Genomic DNA, 23,561 nt, shown 5'->3' with positions numbered 1-23,561 from the left:
TTATTTGCGTAGTAATAATATTCTAAAGAGATTTTAGCATAAAATGGTGTGAACTTCTAAATTGAAGTTTTCTTGCAAAAAGGTTCACAAAGTCCAAAATAATTGCTAAAATATCAGATGGATGAATTCACAAATGAACTTTTCAATGAATGGAGGAATAAGTATGCCAACTCGCAAAATACCGCGGGCCACGGCAAAACGCTTACCTGTTTATTACCGGTATTTAAACGCTTTGTTGAACGCTAACAAACGGCGGGTCTCTTCGACTGAATTATCAGAGGCTGTGCAAGTTGACTCGGCCACTATTCGACGGGATTTCTCGTACTTTGGTGAGTTGGGAAAGCGTGGTTACGGTTATGATGTTGAAAGCTTAATCAAGTTTTTTAAGGGAATTTTGAATCAGGATAAGTTGACCAGCGTCGCATTAGTCGGGGTCGGGAGTTTAGGAAGTGCCTTGATGAACTACAACTTCCACCAAAGTACCAATTTACGGATTAGTGCTGCTTTTGATCCGAAACCGGCATTGGCCAATACGATCAAGAGTGGGATCCCGGTTTACCCAGCTGATGAGTTGAAAAAGCAGATTAAGGAACAACAAATTGATGTGGTTATTTTAACGGTTCCGGCTTCCCAAGCACAAAAGGTGACGGACGACCTCGTCGAAGTTGGTGTCCATGGGATTCTCAACTTCTCGCCGGTGCGGTTATCGGTTCCTGATAATGTCCAGGTGCAAAACATTGATTTAACCAATGAATTGCAAACGTTAATTTACTTTATTGAAAGTAATCACGTTAACGAACAAAATGAAAAATAGGCCGAAACAGTTCGGTAAAGCGGGTTTTCACGAACCCGCTTTTTAATTAGTCAAAAAAGGTCAAACTTTTGGTTGTAATTAGCAAACATGATGATATACTAGATAATGTGATTAGCACTTGAGGTGTTCAAGTGCTAATGAACTTCAATTACAATCTTGTGAATTAGTAAAAGACTTAGATATATGGAGGGATTAACGTGTTAAAACCATTAGGAGATCGCGTGGTTCTGAAAGCCGCTGAAGAAAAAGAAGAAACTGTTGGGGGCATCGTATTAGCTTCCAATGCCAAGGACAAGCCAACGACTGGCGAAGTTGTCGCGGTTGGTGACGGTCGCACTTTAGATAATGGGACGAAGGTTCCCGTTAGTGTCAAAGTTGGTGACACTGTACTCTTTGATAAGTATGCCGGTAATGAAGTTGAATACCAAGGCGACAAGTACCTGGTTGTTCATGACAAGGATTTAGTTGCGATTGTGGACTAAATTTGGGGCAAAGCAAAGTTATCATTTTTAATGAGGTGAATAAGATATGGCAAAAGATTTGAAATTTGGTGAAGATGCTCGTAAGTCAATGATGAACGGTGTCGACAAGTTAGCTGATACTGTTAAGACGACGATTGGACCAAAGGGTCGGAATGTTGTTTTGGAACAAAGCTATGGTTCACCAACGATCACCAATGACGGTGTCACGATTGCCAAGGGCATCGAATTGGAAGATCACTTTGAAAACATGGGGGCAAAGTTAGTTGCCGAAGTTGCTTCCAAGACCAACGACATCGCTGGTGATGGGACAACTACCGCTACTGTTTTGACTCAAGCCATCGTTAACGAAGGAATGAAGAACGTCACGGCTGGTGCCAACCCAGTTGGTGTTCGTCGTGGGATTGAAAAGGCCACGAAGGCCGCAGTTGCTGCTCTTCACAAGATGAGCCACGAAGTTAAGACCAAGGATGACATTGCCCAAATCGCTTCCATTTCTGCCGCCAATCCAGAAGTTGGTAAGTTGATTGCGGATGCCATGGAAAAGGTTGGACATGATGGTGTTATTACCATTGAAGATTCCCGTGGTGTTGAAACCAGCGTGGACGTAGTTGAAGGGATGAGCTTCGACCGTGGTTACATGTCACAATACATGGTGACCGACAATGATAAGATGGAAGCTGACTTGGACAACCCTTACATTATGATTACTGACAAGAAGATCAGTAACATTCAAGATATCCTTCCGCTATTACAATCAGTTGTTCAAGAAGGTCGTTCACTTTTGATCATTGCCGATGATATTACTGGTGAAGCATTGCCAACTCTTGTATTGAACAAGATTCGGGGAACCTTTAACGTTGTTTCTGTTAAGGCTCCTGGCTTTGGTGACCGGCGGAAGGCCCAACTTCAAGACATCGCTGTTTTGACTGGTGGGACCGTTATTTCTGACGACCTTGGTATGCAATTAAAGGACGTTACCATTGCCCAATTAGGTCAAGCTAACAAGGTTACGGTCACTAAGGACACCACGACCATTGTTGATGGTGGTGGTGACAAGGCTGCCATTGCTGAACGGGTTGAACAAATCAAGCAAGCGATCGAAAAGTCAACTTCAGACTTTGACAAGGAAAAACTCCAAGAACGTTTGGCAAAGCTTTCTGGTGGTGTTGCCGTTGTTAAGGTTGGTGCCGCTACTGAAACTGAATTGAAGGAACGGAAGTACCGGATCGAAGATGCTTTGAACGCTACCCGGGCCGCTGTTCAAGAAGGCTTTGTTCCTGGCGGTGGAACGGCATTAGTTAATGTCATCCCTGACATTGAAGCCATTGAGAAGGACGTTTCTGGTGACGAAGCTACTGGTGTGAAGATCGTTAAGAACGCATTGGAAGCTCCAGTTCGGCAAATCGCTGAAAACGCCGGCTTAGAAGGTTCTGTCATTGTTAACCAATTGAAGAACGAAAAGCCAGGCATTGGTTTTAACGCTGCTGACGGCAAGTTTGAAGACATGATTGATGCCGGAATTGTGGACCCAACTAAGGTTACCCGTTCCGCATTACAAAACGCTTCATCTGTTTCTGCCCTCTTGTTAACGACGGAAGCCGTTGTTGCTGATCAACCTGCCAAGGATAATCCAGCTCCTGCTGCTCCACAACCAGGTGCTGGCATGGGCGGCATGATGTAAAATTAGACAATTTAACTCAAGAGTCGATGGCTAGCTGTCATCGACTTTTTTGTATCTTATCCGGATCATTAGCAGAAAATATTTTATGAAAATGGTAGATATTTTAAGAGCGGGTGGAGTAGAATAGCCTGTGACTTATTACTTTTGAGGAGAGTAACTATGTGGCGTTATTTAAAACGTGTTTTAATTGGGAAACCTTTGAAAACACTCGATGAAGGGAAAACCCATTTAACCAAATTTAAAGCACTTGCAATGCTTTCATCAGACGCAATTTCGTCAGTGGCTTATGGTCCTGAACAAATCGTAACGGTTTTGGTGACTTTATCAGCGATGGCAATTTGGTATTCCATTCCAATTGCGGCAATCGTGCTGGTTCTGTTGCTGGCAATTACGCTCTCTTACCAACAGATTATCCATGCCTACCCGAGTGGTGGTGGTGCGTACGTGGTTGCTACCAGAAACTGGGGGAAGACGGGAGGTTTGATTGCTGGTGGTTCGCTATTAGTTGACTACATGTTGACCGTTGCCGTTTCTGTCACGTCAGGGACTGAAGCGATTACGTCTGCGATCCCAGCACTCTATAAGTTCTCCGTGCCAATTTCCATTTTCTTGGTACTAATGATTATGTTTATGAACCTGCGGGGGATGAGCGAAAGCGCAAACTTTTTGACCGTCCCGGTGTACTTCTTCGTCATCATGATCTTTATTATGGTTATTGTCGGCGCAGTCAACATTGCGACTGGTCACATTAGTTACCAAGCACCCGCTGATTATGGGACCCCGGTTGCTGGCATGACCTTTGTGCTGTTTGTTCGGGCCTTCTCAGCTGGTTCTTCATCCCTAACGGGGGTTGAAGCGGTAAGTAATGCCGTGCCAAACTTTAATGAACCAAAGGAAAAGAATGCTTCGACGACTTTGGCGATTATGAGTGCCATTTTGGCCTTCTTCTTTATTGCCATTATCTTCTTTGGCTTCTACCTGGGAATTGTGCCAAACGCGAAAGTGACGGTGCTTTCTCAAATTGGGACCAAGATTTTTGGTGGCCATGGGCTTGGCTTTTACCTCTTGCAATTATCCACTGCCATGATTCTGGCGGTGGCTGCCAACACTGGTTTTTCGGCCTTTCCAATTTTGGCCTACAACATGGCCAAGGATAAGTTTTTACCCCATGCCTTCATGGACCGTGGGGACCGGCTAGGCTACTCTAATGGAATTATCTCCTTAGCGGTGGGGGCCATTGTCCTGATCCTCATTTTCCATGGTCAAACCAGTATGTTAATTCCACTGTACGCAGTTGGTGTTTTCGTACCGTTTACCTTGTCACAATCAGCGATGATTATTCACTGGTTCCGTGAACGTCAAGGAATCTGGCTCGGCAAATCATTCATCAACTGTGTTGGGGCTTTGATTTCACTGAGCCTGGTCTTAGCCTTGTTCTGGCAACACTTCGAAAATGTCTGGCCATACCTGATCATCATGCCAGTCCTCTTATGGATGTTCTATAAGATCCATAGCCACTACATTAAGGTTGGTAAGCAATTACGGGTTGCTGAAAAGACCGCTGTGCAATTGCATGATTACGACGGCTCGACCGTGATTGTTTTGGTCGGGAACGTCACACGGGTGACCCGGGGGGCAATTAATTACGCCCGGTCCATCGGTGATTACGTCATTGCCATGCACGTGTCCTTTGATGAAAATCCAGGAAAAGAACACAAAACCGCCAATGAATTTAAGGCTGAATATCCAGATGTCCGTTTCGTTGACATTCACTCGTCATACCGTTCGATCGCAACACCGACGTTACGGTTTGTGGACGTCATTGCTAAACGGGCGGAAGCACGGAATTACTCGACCACTGTCTTAGTGCCGCAATTCGTTCCCAAACGACCATGGCAACTAGCTTTGCATAACCAAACTAGTTTAAGATTGCGGACGGTATTGAATTCACGGCAAAACATCGTGGTCGCTACATACAGTTACCACCTGCATGAATAAGTGAATTTTGGAGGAAATGTGGATAAAAGAACTTTTCTCAGTGGGTTAGCTTTTGCGATTGGGATTGTCCTGATTGCATCGTTTTCCATTCAGCATAACCGCTTTTATTCAGGAATTTGTGGTGTGTTGGGCTGTATTGGAATCGTCGGCGGCTTTATCGGCCTTCACTGGTCAAAGTTGCAAAGCGGTGACCCCCATTTTAAACGGATTGTCCGCTTACTAATCGTGTTATGCGTGGTCCTGATTATTCTGAATATTATTGCTAAATTATTATCATAAGAAATGAGAATCCCCTAGAAACGTTTGCTTCTAGGGGATTCTTGTTATTTAACCTCGTAAGGAATTTCATTGAACCGTTTACCAGCCTTGGTAATGGTCAGCTGGTCATTAAAGCGGTTTGTCAATTCGTTAGTGACCTCCTCAACTTGAGCTTGATCAACGAAGATAGTCGTCGTGACCTGGACCCCGTAGTCCTCATGATCAATCTGAAGTTGACGTTCGTTGATCCAGTAAATTAACTGGTCGTGGAGATTGTAGGGAACATCGATTTTGAGTAAGGCTTGGGTGACGCGTTGAACTAATCCAGCCTTATGCAAGGCTTCGGAAGTGGCGTTGCTGTAAGCGCGAATTAGACCACCGGCCCCTAATTTAATGCCACCAAAGTACCTGGTCACGACAGCACACACGTTGTGGACGTGCATTAGTTGCAAAGCTTCTAAAATTGGGACACCAGCAGTACCGCTCGGTTCACCATTATCGCTTTCCCGCTGGATATGGTCATCGTCACCGACCATATAAGCAAAGCAATTGTGGGTGGCCTTCCGGTTAGCGGTACTGACTTGTTTAATAAATTGTTGGGCCTCTTCTTCATTGTTGATGCGCGCTAATGAGCAGATAAAACGTGATTTTTTGATTACAATTTCAAATTCAGTATTTTCTTGAATGGTTAAATAAATTTTTTCAGTCATTTTTGCTTTCCTTCGAATAAACATGTCGTTTTGCCGTCTTTAAATAATAGGGGGCAATGATGATGGATTTGAGTTTATTATACGGACGGCGCGAGTTAGTTGCAAAGGCTGATCTTCCTGAAAAAATACCAGCAGCGGTTCAGTTGCTACCTACGATTGAAGTGGGGACAACTAGAATTCGCTGTCTTCGTTGCAATGCGACTACTCCACTGAAAGAAGCCCGGTTACCACGTGGCCAATCTTATTGTCCCCAATGTTTAAACCTTGGGCGGGTTTCAACGCTCGATCAATTTTACCATGTTGCAGAGCCCAATCAGTTTGCACCAATTGCCGAGCCGTTAACTTGGTCTGGGACTTTATCTCCATTGCAAGTCCGGGTAGCGGCTGAAGTGAAGGACTCAATGCTCAGCCACGAGCAGCGGTTATTGTGGGCGGTAACTGGAGCGGGGAAAACGGAAATGATTTTTCCAACGATTGAACAGGCGATCCGACGTGGTGAACGGGTCTGCATTGCTTCGCCACGGGTGGATGTTTGCCTCGAACTTTTTCCACGCTTACGGGCTGCTTTTCAGTCAGTGCCGATGGTGTTGCTCCATGGAAGGCAGGAGGAACCATACAAATATTGCCAGTTAACAATCTGCACGACCCACCAGTTACTGCGTTTTTACCATGCCTTTGACCTCTTAATTGTGGACGAAGTGGACTCGTTTCCGTACGCTGCAAATGAACAATTGCTTTACGCAACTACACAAGCAAAAAAAACAACGGGTGGGTTGTTGATGATGACGGCGACGCCGGGGGAAGTCCTGCAACGCCAGATCAAAGCTCACCGACTCGCAGTGAGTTATTTACCTCTGCGTTACCATGGCCATTTATTACCGAAAATTCGGTGCGTGCAAATTGACTATCGCTGGCAGGAGAAATTAAAACAGGGGCACAGCCCTCGTCAGGTTGGTGTGTGGATCCGACAGCATTTGCGGGCGCAAAAACGTTTTCTCTTGTTCGTTCCCCATATTGAAAATCTGGCCGACCTGCGTCAGTGCCTCCAGCGTGAATTACCTCAATGCTCATTTACGACGGTGTACGCGAATGATGAACAACGGTTGGCGAAGGTGCAACGGATGCGTGACCACCAGTATGATTTTTTGGTGACGACGACCATCTTAGAACGGGGAGTAACCTTTCCGGGAATCGACGTGTGCGTGTTGGGCGCTGATGAAAAAATTTTTTCTAGCTCAGCCCTGGTGCAAATTGCTGGTCGGGTGGGCCGGTCTAGTCAGTGCCCAGATGGCAATGTTACATTCTTTGTTAAGGAAAATGCTCGAAATGTTAAAGCGGCCTACCAGCAAATTAAGTATCTCAACCGACTGGGGAGGAGGATCCAATGAAGCAATGCTTGATTTGTTCCGGGAGCATTAACTGGCAACCGTCATTTCACGAACTAATTAGTTGGCGCCCACTGACCCCGCCGGTCATCTGCCAGCAATGTCAGCAGCAATTTGCATTGATTACTGATCATGACTTATGTCGCGGCTGTGGCCGGCAGCGTGAATCACTGTGTCCAGATTGTCAAACTTGGCAAGAACAACTGGGCTTCGTGATTCATAACCGGAGTTTGTATTCATACAACGACGCCATGAAAGAATATATGCATTCTTACAAATTTATGGGAGATTACCGGTTACGCCAGGTTTTTCAACGCCAGTTTACAGCACTGGTTAAATCAATTTCTGCTGATGTTGTCATCCCAATTCCCGTGACCCAACACACAAGGCTGACTCGTGGCTTTAACCAGGTGACTGGGTTGCTTGAAGATTGTCGACTAGTGACGGATGTTTTATTAACTAGTCAGCAACATAAACTTGTGCCACAATCGCACAAAAAGCGGACCGAACGACTATTAGCACCCCAGCCATTTATGCTCCAGCAAGCAACTAAAATTAAGGGTAAAAAAGTGCTCTTGGTTGATGATGTTTACACTACGGGGCGCACGATTTATCACGCAGCAACGTTATGTCGACAGGCGGGATGTGAAAGCGTTTCAAGCGTTGCCTTAGCTAGTTAAAGAAAAATTAAATCTGTTCAATAAAAAATTGTTAAATGGGCGAAACCACTTTATAATAGAGCTAAGGATATGAGAAGAGTGGTCCTTCTGATATTCAGAACAAGCCCAATCGCTTGTACTGAAAGGAGTAAAGTACAATGTTAAAATTTAGTATTCGTGGAGAAAATGTTGACCTCACTGACGCAATTCGTGACTATGTTGAAAAGCGGATTAGCAAGATCAACAAGTTCCTTGAAGATGATGTTGATGCGACTGCTCACGTTAATTTAAAGGTTTACAAGGACAAGACCTTTAAAGTTGAAGTTACAATCCCTCTTCCATACTTAACTTTGCGAGCAGAAGAAACTTCCAATGATATGTACGCAAGCATCGACTTAGTTACCGACAAGTTGGAACGTCAAATTCGGAAGTACAAGACCAAGGTCAACCGGAAGTCCCGTGAAAAGGGGCTGAAGAGCATGGAATTTGTTGCTGGTGACGACGCTGAAGATGACGATTCATTGAAGATCGTTCGGACCAAGGAAATTTCCTTGAAACCGATGGACTCCGAAGAAGCGGTCCTCCAAATGGACATGCTTGGCCATGACTTCTTTGTCTTCAAAGATGCGGACACGGATGGCACGAGTGTCGTTTACCGTCGGAACGATGGTCGTTATGGTTTAATTGAAGTAAACTAACATCAATCAGGTGGTTGATATTTGAAAGGGGCTGGAGCAATCCATCTCCTTTTTACTTTGTCCTTAGGAGGAGTTTTAATCAGCTCTTATTCATGGTAGAATGGATTGTATATATTATTAAGTTGGTGTTCCTTGCCTAAAATTGATCTAGAACTTTCATGAAGAGTGAACACCATCAAATTAAACATGAAAGAAAGGACACTTTTATGGCAAATATACTTAGAAAGTGGATTGAAAGTGATCGTCGTGAATTACGACGAATTAATAGATTAGCAAATAAAGTTGAAAAATATGCCGACCAAATGAGCAAAATGACCGATGAAGAACTTCAGGCCAAGACACCAGAATTCAAGCAACGAGTTCAAAATGGTGAATCTTTGGATGATTTGCTTCCGGAAGCATTTGCCGTCGCGCGGGAAGGTGCTAAGCGGGTCTTAGGCCTTTACCCATTCCACGTTCAAATTATGGGTGGAATTGTTCTCCATGAAGGTAATATTGCTGAAATGAAGACTGGTGAAGGGAAGACCTTAACGGCCACCATGCCAGTTTACCTGAACGCCCTGGGGGGTAAAGGGGTGCACGTCATTACCGTTAACGAATACCTTTCACAACGGGACGCCGAAGAAATGGGGAAGCTTTATAAGTGGCTTGGTTGTTCCGTTGGTGTTAATGGTTCTGAAAAGAGTCCGGATGAGAAACGGGCCGCTTACCAATGTGACATCATGTATTCGACCAACAGTGAAATTGGTTTCGATTACCTTCGTGACAACATGGCGGTTTACAAAGAAGACCAAGTTCAACGGGGCTTAAACTATTGTATCGTCGATGAAGTGGACTCCATTTTGATCGATGAAGCGCGGACTCCACTGATTATTTCTGGTCCGGGGACGGGAACTTCGAAGCTTTACAAGCAAACTGACCGCTTTGTTAAAAAGCTGAAAAAAGATGAAGATTACAAGATCGACCTAGAATCGAAGACCGTTTCCTTAACCGACCAGGGGATCAAGAAGGCTGAAAAGTACTTTAATCTCGATAACCTTTATAATCCAGAAAATACAGCCTTGACCCACCACTTGGATCAAGCCCTGCGTGCCAACTACATTATGTTGTTAGATAAGGACTACGTTGTTTCCGACGGTGAAGTACTGATCGTTGATTCCTTCACCGGACGGGTAATGAAGGGCCGGCGGTTCTCCGATGGTCTCCACCAAGCTATCGAAGCTAAGGAAGGCGTAGAAATTCAGGAAGAAAATAAGACGATGGCCAACATCACTTACCAAAACCTCTTCCGGATGTACAACAAACTTTCTGGGATGACCGGGACTGCCCGGACCGAAATGGAAGAATTCCGTGAAATTTACAACATGGAAGTTATCACGATCCCAACGAACCGTCCTGTGGCGCGGAAAGATGAACCCGATTTGCTATACCCAACTTTGGATAGTAAGTTTGCGGCGGTCGTTGACCGGATTAAGCAGCTCCACGAAAAGGGCCAACCGGTCTTGGTTGGGACTGTGGCCGTGGAAACCTCTGAACACTTGTCACACTTGTTAGACCAGGCAAAGATTCCGCACGTTGTTTTGAACGCCAAAAACCACAAAAAAGAAGCCGACATTATTAAAAATGCCGGTCAGGTTGGTGCCGTGACGATTGCGACGAACATGGCCGGACGGGGAACTGATATTAAATTAGGCCCTGGAGTCAAGGAACTTGGTGGTTTAGCAGTGATCGGGACCGAACGGCACGAATCACGGCGGATTGATAACCAGCTACGGGGGCGTTCTGGACGGCAAGGTGACCCTGGATTGTCACAATTCTACCTGTCGCTGGAAGATGATTTGATGCGGCGGTTTGGTGGTGACCGGATTAAAGCCTTCTTGGACCGGATGAAGGTTGAAGGCGACGATGCGGTGATCAAGAGTCGGTTCTTAACTCGCCAAGTGGAATCTGCCCAAAAGCGGGTTGAAGGGAATAACTATGATTCCCGGAAGAACGTTTTGCAATATGACGACGTGATGCGTGAACAACGTGAAATCATCTATAAAGAACGTCAACAAGTCATTACTGAACAAAAATCGCTGAAGTGGGTCCTGATTCCAATGGTGGAACGGACAATTCAACGTGAAGTTGACCAACATACTTTAGGGGATAAAAAGGACTGGAAGCTTCAGGAAATCGTTGACTTTGCTGGTGAAGTCTTGGTTAACCCAGACAGCATTAGCGTCGACGATTTGAAAGGGAAAAGCCAAAAGGAAATTATTGATTACCTGATGAGTTTAGCCCAGGGAGTTTACAAGGACAAACAACGGCAACTTTATGATGCCGATCAAATGTTAGAGTTTGAGAAAGTGGTTATTCTACGGGTTGTGGATTCTCACTGGACAGACCACATTGACGTGATGGATCAATTCCGTCAGTCAGTTGGTTTACGGGGATACGGACAATTGAACCCATTAGTGGAATACCAGACTGCCGGCTACCACATGTTTGAACAAATGATTGCCGATATCGAGTATGAAACTACCCGGCTCTTCATGAAGTCGGAAATTCGGCAAAACGTTACCCGGTAATTAGGTAAGGTTGTCACAAAATAGCAGCAGTACCGTTCCGGTCTGCTGCTTTTTGATTAAGGAGGGTCAATTTTGGAATTAACCGACGTTAGTAAAAAAATAGATCAAATGCAAACAGAAGTTGCGCACTTCGGGAGGTCTCTTTGACTTAGATGCGCTGAATGAACAAATTGCCGAAAATGAGCATGAAATGACGGCACCTGATTTTTGGAATGACAGTCAAAAGGCCCAAAAAATAATTAATGATAATAATCAATTAAAAGACCGGCGGGATACCTTTACTAATTTGCGTGATCAATTAGATGAGTTAGCCACCGGTGTCGAACTGTTGAAGGAAATGCCGGATGAGGATTTGCAAAAGGAACTTGACCAGCAGCTTCCAATTGTTGAAAAGCAACTAGAGCAATATCGGCTGAGTCAATTACTCAGTGGTGAGTATGACGCCAACAATGCCATCCTCGAAATTCACCCCGGGGCAGGGGGCACGGAAGCCCAAGACTGGGGCACAATGCTACTGCGGATGTACCTCCGGTGGGCGGACCAGCACGATTTTGAAGTCGAAACTGCTAATTACGAAGCCGGTGAAGAAGCAGGAATCAAAAGTGTGACCCTGTTAATCAAGGGTCATAATGCCTTTGGTTACCTTCATCCCGAAAAAGGGGTGCATCGCCTAGTGCGGATTTCGCCGTTCGATGCGGCTGGTCGTCGCCACACCTCGTTTGCTTCCGTCGATGTGATGCCAGAACTGGATGATAGTGTCGAAATTGATATTGATCCTTCAGACCTACGGATTGATACCTTTCGTTCGAGTGGTGCTGGGGGACAACATATTAATAAAACGGAATCGGCGGTCCGGATTACTCACTTGCCAACCGGAATTGTGACGTCTTCACAGGCGGAACGTTCTCAATTGCAAAACCGGGTAACGGCGATGAATATGTTAAAATCAAAGTTGTATGAATTGGAACAAGAAAAGCAAGCTAAGCACCGGGCTGAATTAGAAGGCGAACAGCTGGACATTGGTTGGGGATCGCAAATTCGTTCGTACGTGTTCCACCCATACACGTTGGTAAAAGATAACCGGACCGGTTATGAAACCCATGACGGTCAAGCAGTGATGGATGGCGACCTTGACCCATTTATCAATGCCTATTTGCAATGGCAATTAAGTCAAAAAAATCCGGAATAAATGAGTTGAAACATGAGATAATGTTAAACGAAGAGGTGGTAAGATGCGCCAAAGAAAACAATTACGGAAACATTTAACGCGATCGGCCAGCAATCGGGTGATTGCAGGCGTTTTTGGTGGTTTCGGAGCTTACTGGAACATTAATCCGAACCCACTACGAATTGTTTATTTGATTCTGACGGTTCTGACTTCCTTTGTCCCTGGAATTATCATCTATTTAATGATGGCGGTGCTAATCCCAGCTGATCCGAATCAACCAACCACTTTACGTGATTTGTTGAAGATGTTTGGGTCTAGTGATCACCAAACGCCGCGTGCAGATCGCAAAGAATTGCACGATGTCGAAGAAAAAGATCTCTAGAGGTGAATGTAGTGAAGGGATTTATTAAAGGAGTCATTATTAACACCATTCTGTTTATTGCGTTAGCCGGATTGTTGAGAAATTCAGGCGCCTTTTACGTGGCGAGCGTTGGTGTTGCAATTGTGGCTAGTTTGGTCTTGGGGATTCTTAATACCTTGATTAAACCAGTGTTGATGCTATTATCATTACCGATTAATATCTTGACGTTAGGATTGTTTAGCATCGTCATTAATGGCTTAATGCTGCAACTAACGTCATACGTGGTTGGTGCGGATGTCTTTAATTTTTCATCATTTGGGATGGCAATGTTCGTCGCCATCGTGATGTCGATTTGCAACGTGGTGATTTCACGACACTTTGAAACGTTCAATGAAGGGGAGTAGAAAATGGAACAAGCCCAGACTGTTACAGTAAAAGAATTGGTTGAAAATGCCCGGTTGAAAGTTCTCCAGGGGGAGGACTACCTTGATCGGCCAATTGTGACGAGTGATATCTGTCGGCCCGCTTTGGAATTTGCTGGTTATTTTACTCACTATCCAGCGATGCGGATTCAGTTATTGGGGATTACCGAAACTTCCTTTGCTCAAGAATTGACGCATGAAAAAAGGAAAAACTATCTCGAACGGATGTGTCAGCCACAAACGCCGTGCTTTGTCATTTCAACTGACCTACCGGTAATGTCGGAATTGAAAACGGCGGCCGCTAATGCCCATATTCCAATTTTAGGAACTCATTTAACCTCTTCCCGGGTTTTAGGAAATATGACCGCCTACCTCGTTAGTCGTTTAGCAAAACGGCAATCTATTCACGGAGTCTTAGTTGATATTAGTGGGGTTGGCGTTTTGATTACTGGTGATTCCGGGGTTGGAAAGAGTGAAACGGCACTGGAACTCGTCCGTCGTGGCCACCGGTTAGTCGCGGATGATCGGGTCGAAGTTTATGCTCGTGATGAACAAACCCTGGTGGGATCTGCACCAGCCATTTTGCAGCACCTCATGGAAATTCGGGGGATCGGGATTATTGATGTCATGACCCTGTACGGAACTGGAGCGGTCATGCCGGAAGATACGATTAATTTTATTGTCCACTTGGAAACCTGGACCCCCGACAGTCAATTTGACCGGTTGGGCGACCGGGGCGACCGCCAAATTATCCAAGATATTTCCGTGCCAAAGGTTTCTGTTCCTGTTAAAACCGGACGGAATTTAGCCATTATCATTGAATCGGCGGCGATGAACTTCCGTGCTAATACGATGGGCTACGATGCCACGAAGACCTTTGATGAAAACTTGAATAAACTAATTCAACAAAACTCGGTTGATGATCAGCAAGGGACGAAGCATGATGGTAAGTAAGACTCTCGCACTCAACCCAATTGCGTTTCATTTGGGCCCCATTCAGGTGCATTGGTATGGGGTCATTATCGCAACGGGAGTAATTTTAGCGTTAATCCTCTCGGTTCGTGAAGGTCGGCGTCAGGGCATTCCTGAAGATGATTTTTATGATTACTTGCTTTGGGCCTTGCCGATCGCAATCATCTGTGCGCGAATCTATTATGTGGTTTTTCAATGGTCCTATTACCGCGTACATCCTGATGAAATCATCGCGATTTGGGATGGCGGAATTGCCATTTATGGTGCCATCATTGGTGGCTTTATCGTCATGTATTTCTTTTGCCGGTACCACCAATTGACCATCTGGACGATGCTGGACGTGGTGTCGCCAGCAGTCATTATGGCCCAAGGCATTGGCCGGTGGGGTAACTTTATGAATCAGGAAGCCTTTGGTAAAATAACTACGCGAGCAGCATTGCTGGCCCAGCATTTGCCAAACTGGATTATTAATCAAATGAAGATTGCGGGCAGCTACCGGGTGCCAACCTTCCTCTATGAATCAGTTTGGGACCTGGCTGGTTTTGTCATCTTGCTCCTGCTCCGTCACCGGTCCCATTTCTTTAAACGAGGAGAAGTCTTTTTATCCTATTTGATCTGGTATTCGCTGGGACGGTTCTTTATTGAAGGAATGCGAACGGATAGTTTAATGTTGGGCCCCATTCGGGTGTCACAACTCTTATCGTTAATTTTGTTTGTTGGAGCAATCAGTGGATTGTTATGGCGCCGTCATCATTTTGGAGCACGGTTGCCTTGGTATGAAAAGTAAAAGGAGTCGTAAATAGTATGGTTGAAAAAATTGCAGTGTTAGGTGCTGGATCATGGGGAAGTGTCCTGGCCAACTTACTTGTGGAAAATGGTCATGATGTTAAATTATGGTCACGAGATCCTGAACAGGTGGAAGCTTTAAATGAATGGCATATCAATCCGCAGTACATGCAGGACTTTAAATATAATAAAAAACTGATTGCCACGACTGACATGGAAGAAGCCGTGGCAGGTGCTAAGTATGTCTTGGTGGTCATTCCAACAAAGGGGTTACGTGAAGTAGCTGGCAAGTTAAACCGCGTCCTGGAAAAACAGGATAGTACGCCACTGATTATCCATGCTACCAAGGGATTGGAGCAAGAAACGTATAAACGGCCTTCACAAATGTTAGAAGAAGAAATTGCTCCAGAACATCGCCAAGATATTGTCGTACTGTCAGGACCAAGCCATGCTGAAGATGTGGCCATTCAAGATATGACCGCTGTGACGGCCGCTTGTGCCAACATGAGTAGTGCTGAACAAGTGCAAAAGTTATTTAGTAATAACTTTTTCCGGGTCTATACCAATGATGATGTGATCGGGGCTGAATTTGGTGCCGCTTTGAAAAATATCATTGCCATTGGTGCTGGTGCACTGCAAGGACTCGGCTATAAGGACAATGCCCGGGCGGCATTAATTACCCGAGGGCTTGCTGAAATCCGACGTCTCGGGGTAGCCTTTGGTGCGAACCCATTTACTTTCATCGGCCTTTCGGGGGTTGGTGACTTGGTCGTAACGGCCACGAGTAAAAATTCACGGAACTGGCGGGCTGGTTATCAATTGGGCCAAGGCCGTAAATTAGAAGATGTGATTAGTCACATGGGCATGGTCATTGAAGGGGTTTACACCACCAAGGCAGCTTATGAATTGGCTCAAAAGCGCCAGGTCAAAATGCCGATTACCGAAGCCCTATACCATGTGTTGTACGAAGGCCAAAACATCGAAACGGCGATTACTAACCTGATGGATCGTGAAGTGACCTCAGAATTAGAGTAACTATTAATAATGTGGTAAAATGATAACGTCTACATTTTACTAATGGGAAGGATTTATAAATATGAAACAAGTACGTAAAGCAATCATTCCAGCTGCGGGGCTGGGGACCCGGTTCTTACCGGCTACCAAAGCACTGGCGAAGGAAATGTTGCCAATCGTTGATAAGCCAACGATTCAATTCATCGTTGAGGAAGCACGCAAATCTGGAATCGAAGATATTGTCGTCGTTGATGGCAAGAACAAGCGCTCAATTGAGGACCACTTTGACTCTAACCCAGAATTGGAAGATAACCTCCGGGCTAAGCACAAGGACGAAATGTTGAAGTTGGTTGAAGAAACCACGGACATCAATATTTACTTCATTCGTCAATCACACCCCCGTGGTTTAGGGGATGCTGTACTCACCGCCCGTGACTTTATCGGTGATGAACCATTTGTTGTAATGCTCGGTGATGACCTCAACAACATCAACAACAATGGCAACGCTTTGACGCAAGAATTGATCGATAGTTACCACCAAACCGGTGCTTCAACCCTCGCAGTAATGCGGGTGCCTCACGAAGATACCGCAAAGTACGGGGTAATTAACCCAAGTGCAGAAGTTGAAAAGGGCTTATACAACGTGACGAGCTTTGTTGAAAAGCCGGATCCAAAGGATGCCCCAAGTGATTTAGCAATCATTGGTCGGTACGTCTTTACACCTGAAATCTTCGATGTTTTGGCCAAAACGAAGCCTGGTAAGGGCGGCGAAATCCAACTGACGGACGCCATTAACACCTTAAACAAGACCCAACGCGTCTTTGCCCACGAATATACCGGTGATCGTTATGACGTTGGTAACAAGTTTGGCTGGATTCAAACGAACATCGAATATGGTCTGCAACACCCACAAACGAAGGATGAATTACGGACTTACATCAAGGAACTTGGTGCCAAGTTGACCGCAGAAGACCAAAAGAAGTCAAAAAAGTAAATCAATATCAATAAGGGAGGAAACATTCTTCCTTTATTTTTTGAATTCACGCTTACAAAAAGTAAGGAAAATGCTAGACACCAAAATTGAAATCAAGTAAAATGGTGGAAAAGAATTCAGAGGGGTGAAAAAATGACAGAAGAAAAGAAGTTGAATTATGATGTCATTATCGTTGGTGCTGGTCCTGCCGGAATGACGACAGCCCTGTATGCATCACGGGCCAACCTATCCGTTTTAATGTTGGACCGTGGAATTTATGGCGGAAATTTAAATAACACCGCGACGATTGAAAATTATACTGGTTTTCCATCGGTCGAGGGGCCGGACTTAGCCAAGCAAATGTACGAAGGGGCAACGAAGTTTGGTGCTGAATATGCTTACGGGACAGTTGAAAAGGTCGAACTCGATGGTGACCTTAAAAAGGTGACGACCGATATGGGGGACACCTTCACTGCTAAAGCATTGGTGATCGCCAGTGGTTCTGAACAACGGAAACTGGGCGTCCCTGGTGAAGCTGAATATGGTGGGAAAGGGGTTTCCTATTGTGCCGTCTGTGATGGGGCGTTCTTTAAAAACAAGCATTTAATTGTTGTTGGTGGTGGTGATTCTGCCGTTGAAGAAGGCATGTACCTCACCCAATTTGCTGATAAGGTGACTGTATTGGTTCGCAAGGATCACTTGCGTGCCGTTGCGGTAACCCAGGACAAAGCAAAACAAAATAACAAGATGGAATTCATCTACAACACTAGTGTAACCGCCATTGAGGGTGATGATCAAAAGGTGGTCGCTGTTAAAACCCACAATAATGAAACTGGTGAAGATGGTGAAATGCAAGCCGATGGTATTTTCATCTACGTTGGTAACGATCCAATGACGAAGCCATATACTGATTTGAACATTTTGGATGATCAAGGCTGGGTCATTACGGATGATAAGCTGGCGACGAAGATTCCAGGGGTCTTCGCCGTTGGGGACGTTCGTGAAACGCCACTGCGTCAAATTGCGACCGCCGTTGGTGACGGTGCCTTGGCGGGCCAAGAAGTCTTTAAGTATGTTGATAATTTAAAGTAAAGTGGAGGTAGTCCGGGTGGGCTACCTTTTTTCAGGATGGAAAAATGATTAACTATTTAATTAGTGATATGGACCATACACTCTTACAGGAACATGGTCAATTAGATCAGTTCACGATTGATGTCGTCCGGCAGTCGCCAGTTCACCTTAGTTTGGCTTCTGCTCGCAATCCACTATCAATGGTCAAATTTGTTCAGCAACTTGGGTTAACTGGTCTGCAGTTAGCAATGAACGGAGCGTTGCTATTTAAAGTTCGCCATGGTCAAGTCCAGGTGGTGCAATCGCGGGTAATTCAATATGACGTTGCCGTTAAAGTTCAACGTCACTTGCATGAAAAGTTTCCGGAAATTGATTTTACCTGGATCACGGCCAAGCATTGGTACATTCCCAAGCTGACTACTGAAATGCGCGTTGAAATGAATTATTCAAGTGTTCAACCAGTGATTGGTGGGCAATTAAATCCGCAAGACTTACCCTACCAAATCGTTTTGATTATCAAGAATCCACAACGCTTTCGCGAAGTGCAGACTGATTTGAAGGCAGTTTTTCCGACCCTCTCAATTCATAATTCCGGCGATGGGTATTTGACGATTAATGCCCCGGGAGCTAATAAAGGCACCTTAGTCGAATATTTGGTGACCAACGGCGTTCCATTGGCGCAAATTGCTGGGGTGGGCGACGACCAAAACGATCTACCATTATTAATGAAGGTTGGTTATTCACTGGCCGTGGCGAATGCGGCACCGAATATTAAGGCAATGGTGGACCAAGTAATCGGGAGTAATTCTGCTGATGGAATTGCCAATTTTTTGGCAGAATTAAACAGGAAAACGAATTAAATTAGTGATATTAACCGCGAGTATTGGTAGAATAGAACATGATAAAAATATGAGATGGGAGATGCTCGGTAGTGAGTTGGAAAGAAACCTACGAAGATTGGTTACAACAACCTAATTTAGACCCAACGTTAAAGGCTGAATTGAAATCAATGAAGGATGACAAAGAAATTGAAGATGCATTCTATGCACCAATGTCATTTGGAACCGCAGGGATGCGGGGATTAATGGGCCCTGGGATCAACCGGATGAACGTTTACACAGTTCGCCAAGCCACAGAAGGTTTAGCGGTCTTGATGGATTCACTGGGTGATGATGTCAAAAAACGTGGGGTTTCGATTAGCTATGACTCACGGCACCATTCTCGGGAATTTGCTCATGATTGTGCGCGCGTGTTAGGCGCTCATGGGATTCAAACCTACATTTATGATAACGTGCGGCCAACCCCAGAATTGTCATTTGCCGTTCGTTACAACAATTCATATGCCGGGATTATGATTACCGCCAGTCATAACCCGAAGGAATATAACGGTTATAAGATCTATGGTGAAGACGGTGGTCAAATGCCACCGAAGGAATCAGATATGATTACCGGCTACATTCGCAAGATTAAGGACATTTTTGATATCCAATTAGCTGACGAGCAAACCATGTTGAACGATGGCCTAGAAGTCATCATGGGTGAAGACGTTGACCATGCTTACCTAGAGCACGCCAAAGAAGTGACGATTAACCGTGATTTAGCCCAAAAGTACGGTAAAGATATGAAGTTTGTTTTCTCTCCACTTTGCGGAACTGGGCGGATGCTCGGTGAACGGGCACTTCGCCAGGCAGGCTTTACTAACTTCACGATTGAACCAACGGAAGCCCAACCAAACGGGGACTTCCCTGGTTTGGAACATCCTAATCCAGAATTTCCAGAAGCATTTGTCCGGTCCATTAAACTGGGAAAAGAAATTGACGCTGACGTGTTAATTGCGACCGACCCTGATGCGGATCGGCTAGGTTGTGCCGTTCGTCAACCAAACGGTGATTACCAATTATTAACCGGGAACCAAATTGCTTCCGTCATGCTCCACTACATTTTGGAAGCCCACAAGCAAGCTGGCACCCTGCCAAGGAATGCGGCCGCTGTGAAGTCCATCGTTTCGACCAATTTTGCGGCTAAGATTGCTGCCGATTATGGTGTCGAAATGATTAACGTCCTCACTGGTTTTAAGTGGATTGCCGACCAAATTCACCAATATGAAACTGGACAGGCGGACCATACCTTCATGTTTGGTTTTGAAGAAAGCTACGGTTATCTGGTAAAGCCATTCGTCCGTGATAAGGATGCGATCCAATCATTGACGCTGCTTGCTGAAATTGCAGCTTACTACAAGAGTCGTGACATGACCATGTACGATGGGGTTCAAGAATTATTTAAGAAGTATGGTTACTTTAAGGAAAAGACGATCTCTAACACTTACGCTGGAGTGGATGGTCCGGCAAAAATTCAAGGCTTGATGAAGAAGTTCCGTGAGGAAGCCCCAACACACTTCGCTGGTCACCAAGTAGTTTTGACTGAGGACTTCTCCAACAACACGAAGAAGACCGCTGATGGCCAAGTTAGCGAATTAGGTATTCCTGAATCCAATGTCTTGCGCTACGTTCTTGATGACGATACTTGGATTGCCATCCGGCCTTCTGGGACGGAACCAAAGCTGAAGTTCTACATTGGGACTAGTGCCGACACTGAAGACGCTGCCGATCAAAAGATGGCCGAATTTGAAAAGGCACTCCAAGACTTTGCTGAATAAATAAAATTAAGGATTGACACCGCTTGGTGGCAGTCCTTTTTACTAAAAATGAAGGAGTTGATCACATGGGAATGCATGAATACTTAAAGAGTTTAAGTGATTTGGAGATGATTAACCGGGCCCCAGGCTATTTTAAATTTGAAGAACACAACGTAGCAGCACACTCTTTCAAGGTTACGCAGGCCGCCCAAATGCTGGGTGATATCGAAGAGCAAGCGGGCAACGAGATTGATTGGCGGTCACTCTATGAGAAGGCGTTGAACCACGATTATACGGAACGGTTTATTGGTGATATTAAAACCCCTGTCAAATATGCTACCCACGAGCTACGCCAGATGTTGGCCCGGGTCGATACTTCATTAACGGAAAACTTTATCAAAAAAGAAATTCCCCAAGAATTTCAAGAAGCTTATGAACGACGCTTTTCCGAAGGGAAGGATGACACCATCGAAGGGCAAATTTTGTCGGTCGCTGATAAAATCGATTTGATGTACGAATCGTTTGGTGAGATTCAGAAGGGCAATCCTGAACCCGTCTACATGGATATTTATAAATCGAGTCTCAAAGCGATTATGAAGTTTCGGGAAATGGCCAGTGTGCAGTATTTCTTGAAGAAAATTTTACCTGAATTATTAAAGGATAATGCGGATGCCAATGCCAAAAATCAGTTGGCAATTGCAACGACCCAAATTATCCAACAATAGTTCAGCGATAACAGATTTTAACCAGTGGTGATGTCTTGTTGCCACTGATTTTTTGTCTGCGCGAAGCCTTCCAGCGAATGGATGTTCGTGTTAAAATTAAGAAAGTTACTTACGGAAAATGAGGAGGATCGACCATGATTTATCGTCAAGCGGATAAAATGTTTGACCTAGTTTCAGACTACAAACCCACTGGTGACCAGCCGGAAGCAATTGACCAGTTAACGAAGGGAATCGAGAATGGTGATAAAGCTCAAATCCTGTTAGGAGCGACTGGGACGGGTAAAACCTTTACAATTTCTAACGTGATTGCCAATGTCAACAAGCCAACGCTCATTTTGTCGCATAACAAAACGTTGGCTGGGCAACTTTACGGTGAAATGAAAAAATTCTTCCCCAATAACGCGGTCGAATACTTTGTTTCCTACTATGATTACTATCAACCGGAAGCCTACGTGCCCTCAAGTGATACCTACATTGAAAAGGACGCTTCAATTAATGACGAAATTGACCAACTTCGGCACTCAGCCACGAGTTCACTGCTGGAACGTAATGATGTCATCGTAGTGGCGTCAGTATCCAGCATCTTTGGGTTAGGTTCGCCAGCCGAATACCAAAACCACGTGATTTCATTGCGGGTTGGCCAAGAAATTTCGCGGGATCGGTTGTTGCGTGACTTGGTCAATATTCAATTTGACCGGAACGACATTGATTTTCAGCGGGGCCGGTTTCGGGTTCGCGGGGATGTTGTCGAAATTTTCCCAGCATCTCGTGAGGAAAAAGCGCTCCGGATCGAATTCTTTGGTGATGAAATTGACCGGATTCGTGAAGTTGATGCCTTGACCGGTGAGGTATTGGGCGATCGTGACCACGTATCTATTTTCCCGGCTACTCACTTTTTGACTACTGAAGAAACCATGAAGGTGGCACTGCCGGAAATTGAAGCTGATATGAAAAAGCAGGTGGAAAAGTTCACGAAGGAGGGCAAACTGTTGGAGGCCGAACGTATTCAACAGCGGACCACCTACGATATTGAAATGATGCGGGAGATGGGTTATACCAACGGGATTGAAAATTACTCGCGCTATATGGATCGCCGGAAACCTGGCGAGCCCCCGTTTACGCTCCTGGACTTCTTCCCCAAGGATTTCCTGCTAGTGGTGGATGAGTCACACCAAACCATGCCGCAAGTACGCGGGATGTACAATGGTGACCGGGCCCGGAAAAAGCAGTTGATTGATTATGGTTTCCGGTTACCGAGCGCGTTAGATAACCGACCACTGAAATTGGCTGAATTTGAAAAACACGTCAACCAGGTGATCTACATGTCGGCGACCCCAGGACCGTATGAAGAGGCGCAGACTGACCACGTTGTTCAACAGATCATTCGACCAACTGGGCTATTAGACCCAACTATTGAAGTGCGGCCAGTCATGGGCCAGATTGATGATTTAGTAGGTGAAATTAACAAACGGATTGAAAATCATGAGCGGGTCCTGATTACCACTTTGACAAAGAAAATGTCAGAGGATTTGAGTGACTACCTGAAGGACCTGGGGCTCAAGGTTAAGTACTTGCATAGTGACATCAAAACCTTGGAGCGGACGCAGATTATTCGTGATTTACGGTTAGGTAAATTCGACGTCTTGGTCGGCATTAACCTCTTGCGGGAAGGACTTGATATTCCCGAAGTTTCACTAGTAGCGATTTTGGATGCTGACAAGGAAGGCTTTTTGCGTAACGAACGGTCATTGATCCAAACCATTGGACGGGCGGCCCGGAATGAACATGGGGCGGTCATTATGTACGCTGACACGATTACCGATTCAATGAAGGCGGCTATCGATGAAACCAAGCGGCGGCGGACGATTCAAGAAAAGTACAATCAAGAACACCATATTACGCCGAAGACCATTATTAAGCCCATCCAGGATGCCATTTCTGCGGTTAAACCTGCCGAAGAAGATGACCAGGATCAACAAAGTGCCGAATTTACGGATCGTGATTTTGCTCAGTTATCGGCAGACGAACAACAACAAATGATTGATGAATTAACAGAACAAATGCGCTCTGCCGCCAAGCGCTTAGACTTTGAACAAGCGGCAACCTTACGTGATACAGTCATGGAACTATCCGCGACGATGAAAGGCAAAAAGAAAGCAAAACAAGGGGGTAAGTAAGT

General features: G+C 45.2%; 22 protein-coding genes. 21 read left to right on the top strand and 1 reads right to left on the bottom strand.

Going from position 1 to position 23,561, the window contains the following annotated elements:
- Positions 1 to 163 precede the first annotated feature (163 nt).
- From NFR43_RS06040 to NFR43_RS06020, 5 genes are all read left to right on the top strand, one after another.
- On the top strand, positions 164 to 814 hold the full coding sequence (locus tag NFR43_RS06040) for a redox-sensing transcriptional repressor Rex (RefSeq protein WP_251547459.1): 651 nt from the start codon (positions 164 to 166) through the stop codon (positions 812 to 814).
- A 197-nt stretch (positions 815 to 1,011) separates the two neighbouring features.
- Entirely contained in the window at positions 1,012 to 1,296 is a 285-nt protein-coding gene (groES, locus tag NFR43_RS06035) for a co-chaperone GroES (RefSeq protein ID WP_251547457.1), read from the top strand.
- Between the two features lie 46 nt (positions 1,297 to 1,342).
- The gene (gene groL / locus NFR43_RS06030; protein ID WP_251547455.1) at positions 1,343 to 2,977 is read left to right on the top strand and encodes a chaperonin GroEL; all 1,635 of its coding nucleotides are present in this window, start codon (positions 1,343 to 1,345) and stop codon (positions 2,975 to 2,977) included.
- 159 nt (positions 2,978 to 3,136) lie between these two features.
- Positions 3,137 to 4,975, top strand: a complete 1,839-nt coding sequence (locus NFR43_RS06025; protein WP_251547453.1) for an APC family permease — start codon at positions 3,137 to 3,139, stop codon at positions 4,973 to 4,975.
- A gap of 18 nt (positions 4,976 to 4,993) precedes the next feature.
- On the top strand, positions 4,994 to 5,254 hold the full coding sequence (locus NFR43_RS06020) for a hypothetical protein (protein ID WP_251547451.1): 261 nt from the start codon (positions 4,994 to 4,996) through the stop codon (positions 5,252 to 5,254).
- Positions 5,255 to 5,298: 44 nt separating this feature from the next.
- Here the strand turns inward: NFR43_RS06020 and NFR43_RS06015 are convergent, their stop codons facing one another.
- A complete protein-coding gene (locus NFR43_RS06015) occupies positions 5,299 to 5,943 on the bottom strand; it encodes a YigZ family protein (protein WP_251547449.1) in 645 nt (214 codons plus the stop codon).
- 62 nt (positions 5,944 to 6,005) lie between these two features.
- Between NFR43_RS06015 and NFR43_RS06010 the strand changes: the two genes are divergently transcribed.
- The 16 genes from NFR43_RS06010 (at position 6,006) to uvrB (ending at position 23,559) form a co-directional block, all read left to right on the top strand.
- Positions 6,006 to 7,331 carry a DEAD/DEAH box helicase gene (locus NFR43_RS06010; protein ID WP_251547447.1) on the top strand — a complete coding sequence of 442 codons (1,326 nt, stop codon included), beginning with the start codon at positions 6,006 to 6,008 and terminating at the stop codon, positions 7,329 to 7,331.
- Positions 7,328 to 8,008, top strand: coding sequence for a ComF family protein (locus NFR43_RS06005; protein ID WP_251547445.1), 681 nt, complete (start codon positions 7,328 to 7,330; stop codon positions 8,006 to 8,008). Before NFR43_RS06010 ends, NFR43_RS06005 begins: the two co-directional genes overlap by 4 nt.
- A 137-nt stretch (positions 8,009 to 8,145) precedes the next feature.
- Positions 8,146 to 8,685: a ribosome hibernation-promoting factor, HPF/YfiA family gene (hpf, locus tag NFR43_RS06000; protein ID WP_251547443.1), complete on the top strand. Its 540-nt coding sequence runs from the start codon at positions 8,146 to 8,148 to the stop codon at positions 8,683 to 8,685.
- 206 nt (positions 8,686 to 8,891) lie between these two features.
- Entirely contained in the window at positions 8,892 to 11,255 is a 2,364-nt protein-coding gene (secA, locus tag NFR43_RS05995; RefSeq protein WP_251547441.1) for a preprotein translocase subunit SecA, read from the top strand.
- Between the two features lie 72 nt (positions 11,256 to 11,327).
- Positions 11,328 to 12,444 (top strand): peptide chain release factor 2 gene (prfB, locus tag NFR43_RS05990; RefSeq protein ID WP_407658142.1). Its coding sequence is split into 2 segments (ribosomal slippage): positions 11,328 to 11,387 and positions 11,389 to 12,444, totalling 1,116 coding nucleotides; the frame shifts between segments, so codons are not numbered across the junction.
- A 43-nt stretch (positions 12,445 to 12,487) separates the two neighbouring features.
- On the top strand, positions 12,488 to 12,805 hold the full coding sequence (locus NFR43_RS05985; RefSeq protein WP_251547437.1) for a PspC domain-containing protein: 318 nt from the start codon (positions 12,488 to 12,490) through the stop codon (positions 12,803 to 12,805).
- An 11-nt stretch (positions 12,806 to 12,816) separates the two neighbouring features.
- On the top strand, positions 12,817 to 13,188 hold the full coding sequence (locus tag NFR43_RS05980; protein WP_251547435.1) for a phage holin family protein: 372 nt from the start codon (positions 12,817 to 12,819) through the stop codon (positions 13,186 to 13,188).
- 3 nt (positions 13,189 to 13,191) lie between these two features.
- Positions 13,192 to 14,160 carry an HPr(Ser) kinase/phosphatase gene (gene hprK / locus NFR43_RS05975; protein ID WP_251547433.1) on the top strand — a complete coding sequence of 323 codons (969 nt, stop codon included), beginning with the start codon at positions 13,192 to 13,194 and terminating at the stop codon, positions 14,158 to 14,160.
- Positions 14,150 to 14,965, top strand: coding sequence for a prolipoprotein diacylglyceryl transferase (gene lgt, locus NFR43_RS05970; RefSeq protein ID WP_251547431.1), 816 nt, complete (start codon positions 14,150 to 14,152; stop codon positions 14,963 to 14,965). Before hprK ends, lgt begins: the two co-directional genes overlap by 11 nt.
- Before the next feature lie 17 nt (positions 14,966 to 14,982).
- Complete coding sequence (locus tag NFR43_RS05965; RefSeq protein ID WP_251547429.1) at positions 14,983 to 15,999, top strand: NAD(P)H-dependent glycerol-3-phosphate dehydrogenase; 1,017 nt, start codon at positions 14,983 to 14,985, stop codon at positions 15,997 to 15,999.
- A gap of 61 nt (positions 16,000 to 16,060) precedes the next feature.
- A complete protein-coding gene (gene galU / locus NFR43_RS05960; RefSeq protein ID WP_251547427.1) occupies positions 16,061 to 16,972 on the top strand; it encodes a UTP--glucose-1-phosphate uridylyltransferase GalU in 912 nt (303 codons plus the stop codon).
- Between the two features lie 132 nt (positions 16,973 to 17,104).
- A complete protein-coding gene (gene trxB, locus NFR43_RS05955) occupies positions 17,105 to 18,043 on the top strand; it encodes a thioredoxin-disulfide reductase (RefSeq protein ID WP_251547425.1) in 939 nt (312 codons plus the stop codon).
- A 44-nt stretch (positions 18,044 to 18,087) separates the two neighbouring features.
- Entirely contained in the window at positions 18,088 to 18,882 is a 795-nt protein-coding gene (locus NFR43_RS05950) for an HAD-IIB family hydrolase (protein ID WP_251547423.1), read from the top strand.
- Positions 18,883 to 18,953: 71 nt separating this feature from the next.
- Complete coding sequence (locus NFR43_RS05945; protein ID WP_251547421.1) at positions 18,954 to 20,678, top strand: phospho-sugar mutase; 1,725 nt, start codon at positions 18,954 to 18,956, stop codon at positions 20,676 to 20,678.
- 65 nt (positions 20,679 to 20,743) lie between these two features.
- A complete protein-coding gene (locus NFR43_RS05940; protein ID WP_251547419.1) occupies positions 20,744 to 21,382 on the top strand; it encodes a YfbR-like 5'-deoxynucleotidase in 639 nt (212 codons plus the stop codon).
- Positions 21,383 to 21,516: 134 nt separating this feature from the next.
- Complete coding sequence (uvrB, locus tag NFR43_RS05935) at positions 21,517 to 23,559, top strand: excinuclease ABC subunit UvrB (RefSeq protein ID WP_251547417.1); 2,043 nt, start codon at positions 21,517 to 21,519, stop codon at positions 23,557 to 23,559.
- Positions 23,560 to 23,561 lie beyond the last annotated feature (2 nt).

The sequence above is a fragment of the Limosilactobacillus caecicola genome (assembly GCF_943192935.1).
GTDB classification, from domain to species: Bacteria; Bacillota; Bacilli; order Lactobacillales; family Lactobacillaceae; genus Limosilactobacillus; species Limosilactobacillus caecicola.
This window is presented reverse-complemented; position numbering and strand designations above follow the sequence as displayed.

Coding starts and splice junctions, on each gene's coding strand:
- hpf (WP_251547443.1), top strand. CDS start 8,146: ATGTTAAAATTTAGTATTCGTGGAGAAAATGTTGACCTCACTGACGCA.
- NFR43_RS06005 (WP_251547445.1), top strand. CDS start 7,328: ATGAAGCAATGCTTGATTTGTTCCGGGAGCATTAACTGGCAACCGTCA.
- NFR43_RS05985 (WP_251547437.1), top strand. CDS start 12,488: ATGCGCCAAAGAAAACAATTACGGAAACATTTAACGCGATCGGCCAGC.
- NFR43_RS05965 (WP_251547429.1), top strand. CDS start 14,983: ATGGTTGAAAAAATTGCAGTGTTAGGTGCTGGATCATGGGGAAGTGTC.
- trxB (WP_251547425.1), top strand. CDS start 17,105: ATGACAGAAGAAAAGAAGTTGAATTATGATGTCATTATCGTTGGTGCT.
- NFR43_RS06025 (WP_251547453.1), top strand. CDS start 3,137: ATGTGGCGTTATTTAAAACGTGTTTTAATTGGGAAACCTTTGAAAACA.
- NFR43_RS06010 (WP_251547447.1), top strand. CDS start 6,006: ATGGATTTGAGTTTATTATACGGACGGCGCGAGTTAGTTGCAAAGGCT.
- NFR43_RS06015 (WP_251547449.1), bottom strand. CDS start 5,943: ATGACTGAAAAAATTTATTTAACCATTCAAGAAAATACTGAATTTGAA.
- galU (WP_251547427.1), top strand. CDS start 16,061: ATGAAACAAGTACGTAAAGCAATCATTCCAGCTGCGGGGCTGGGGACC.
- lgt (WP_251547431.1), top strand. CDS start 14,150: ATGGTAAGTAAGACTCTCGCACTCAACCCAATTGCGTTTCATTTGGGC.
- NFR43_RS06040 (WP_251547459.1), top strand. CDS start 164: ATGCCAACTCGCAAAATACCGCGGGCCACGGCAAAACGCTTACCTGTT.
- NFR43_RS05950 (WP_251547423.1), top strand. CDS start 18,088: ATGATTAACTATTTAATTAGTGATATGGACCATACACTCTTACAGGAA.
- uvrB (WP_251547417.1), top strand. CDS start 21,517: ATGATTTATCGTCAAGCGGATAAAATGTTTGACCTAGTTTCAGACTAC.
- hprK (WP_251547433.1), top strand. CDS start 13,192: ATGGAACAAGCCCAGACTGTTACAGTAAAAGAATTGGTTGAAAATGCC.
- secA (WP_251547441.1), top strand. CDS start 8,892: ATGGCAAATATACTTAGAAAGTGGATTGAAAGTGATCGTCGTGAATTA.
- NFR43_RS05940 (WP_251547419.1), top strand. CDS start 20,744: ATGGGAATGCATGAATACTTAAAGAGTTTAAGTGATTTGGAGATGATT.
- groL (WP_251547455.1), top strand. CDS start 1,343: ATGGCAAAAGATTTGAAATTTGGTGAAGATGCTCGTAAGTCAATGATG.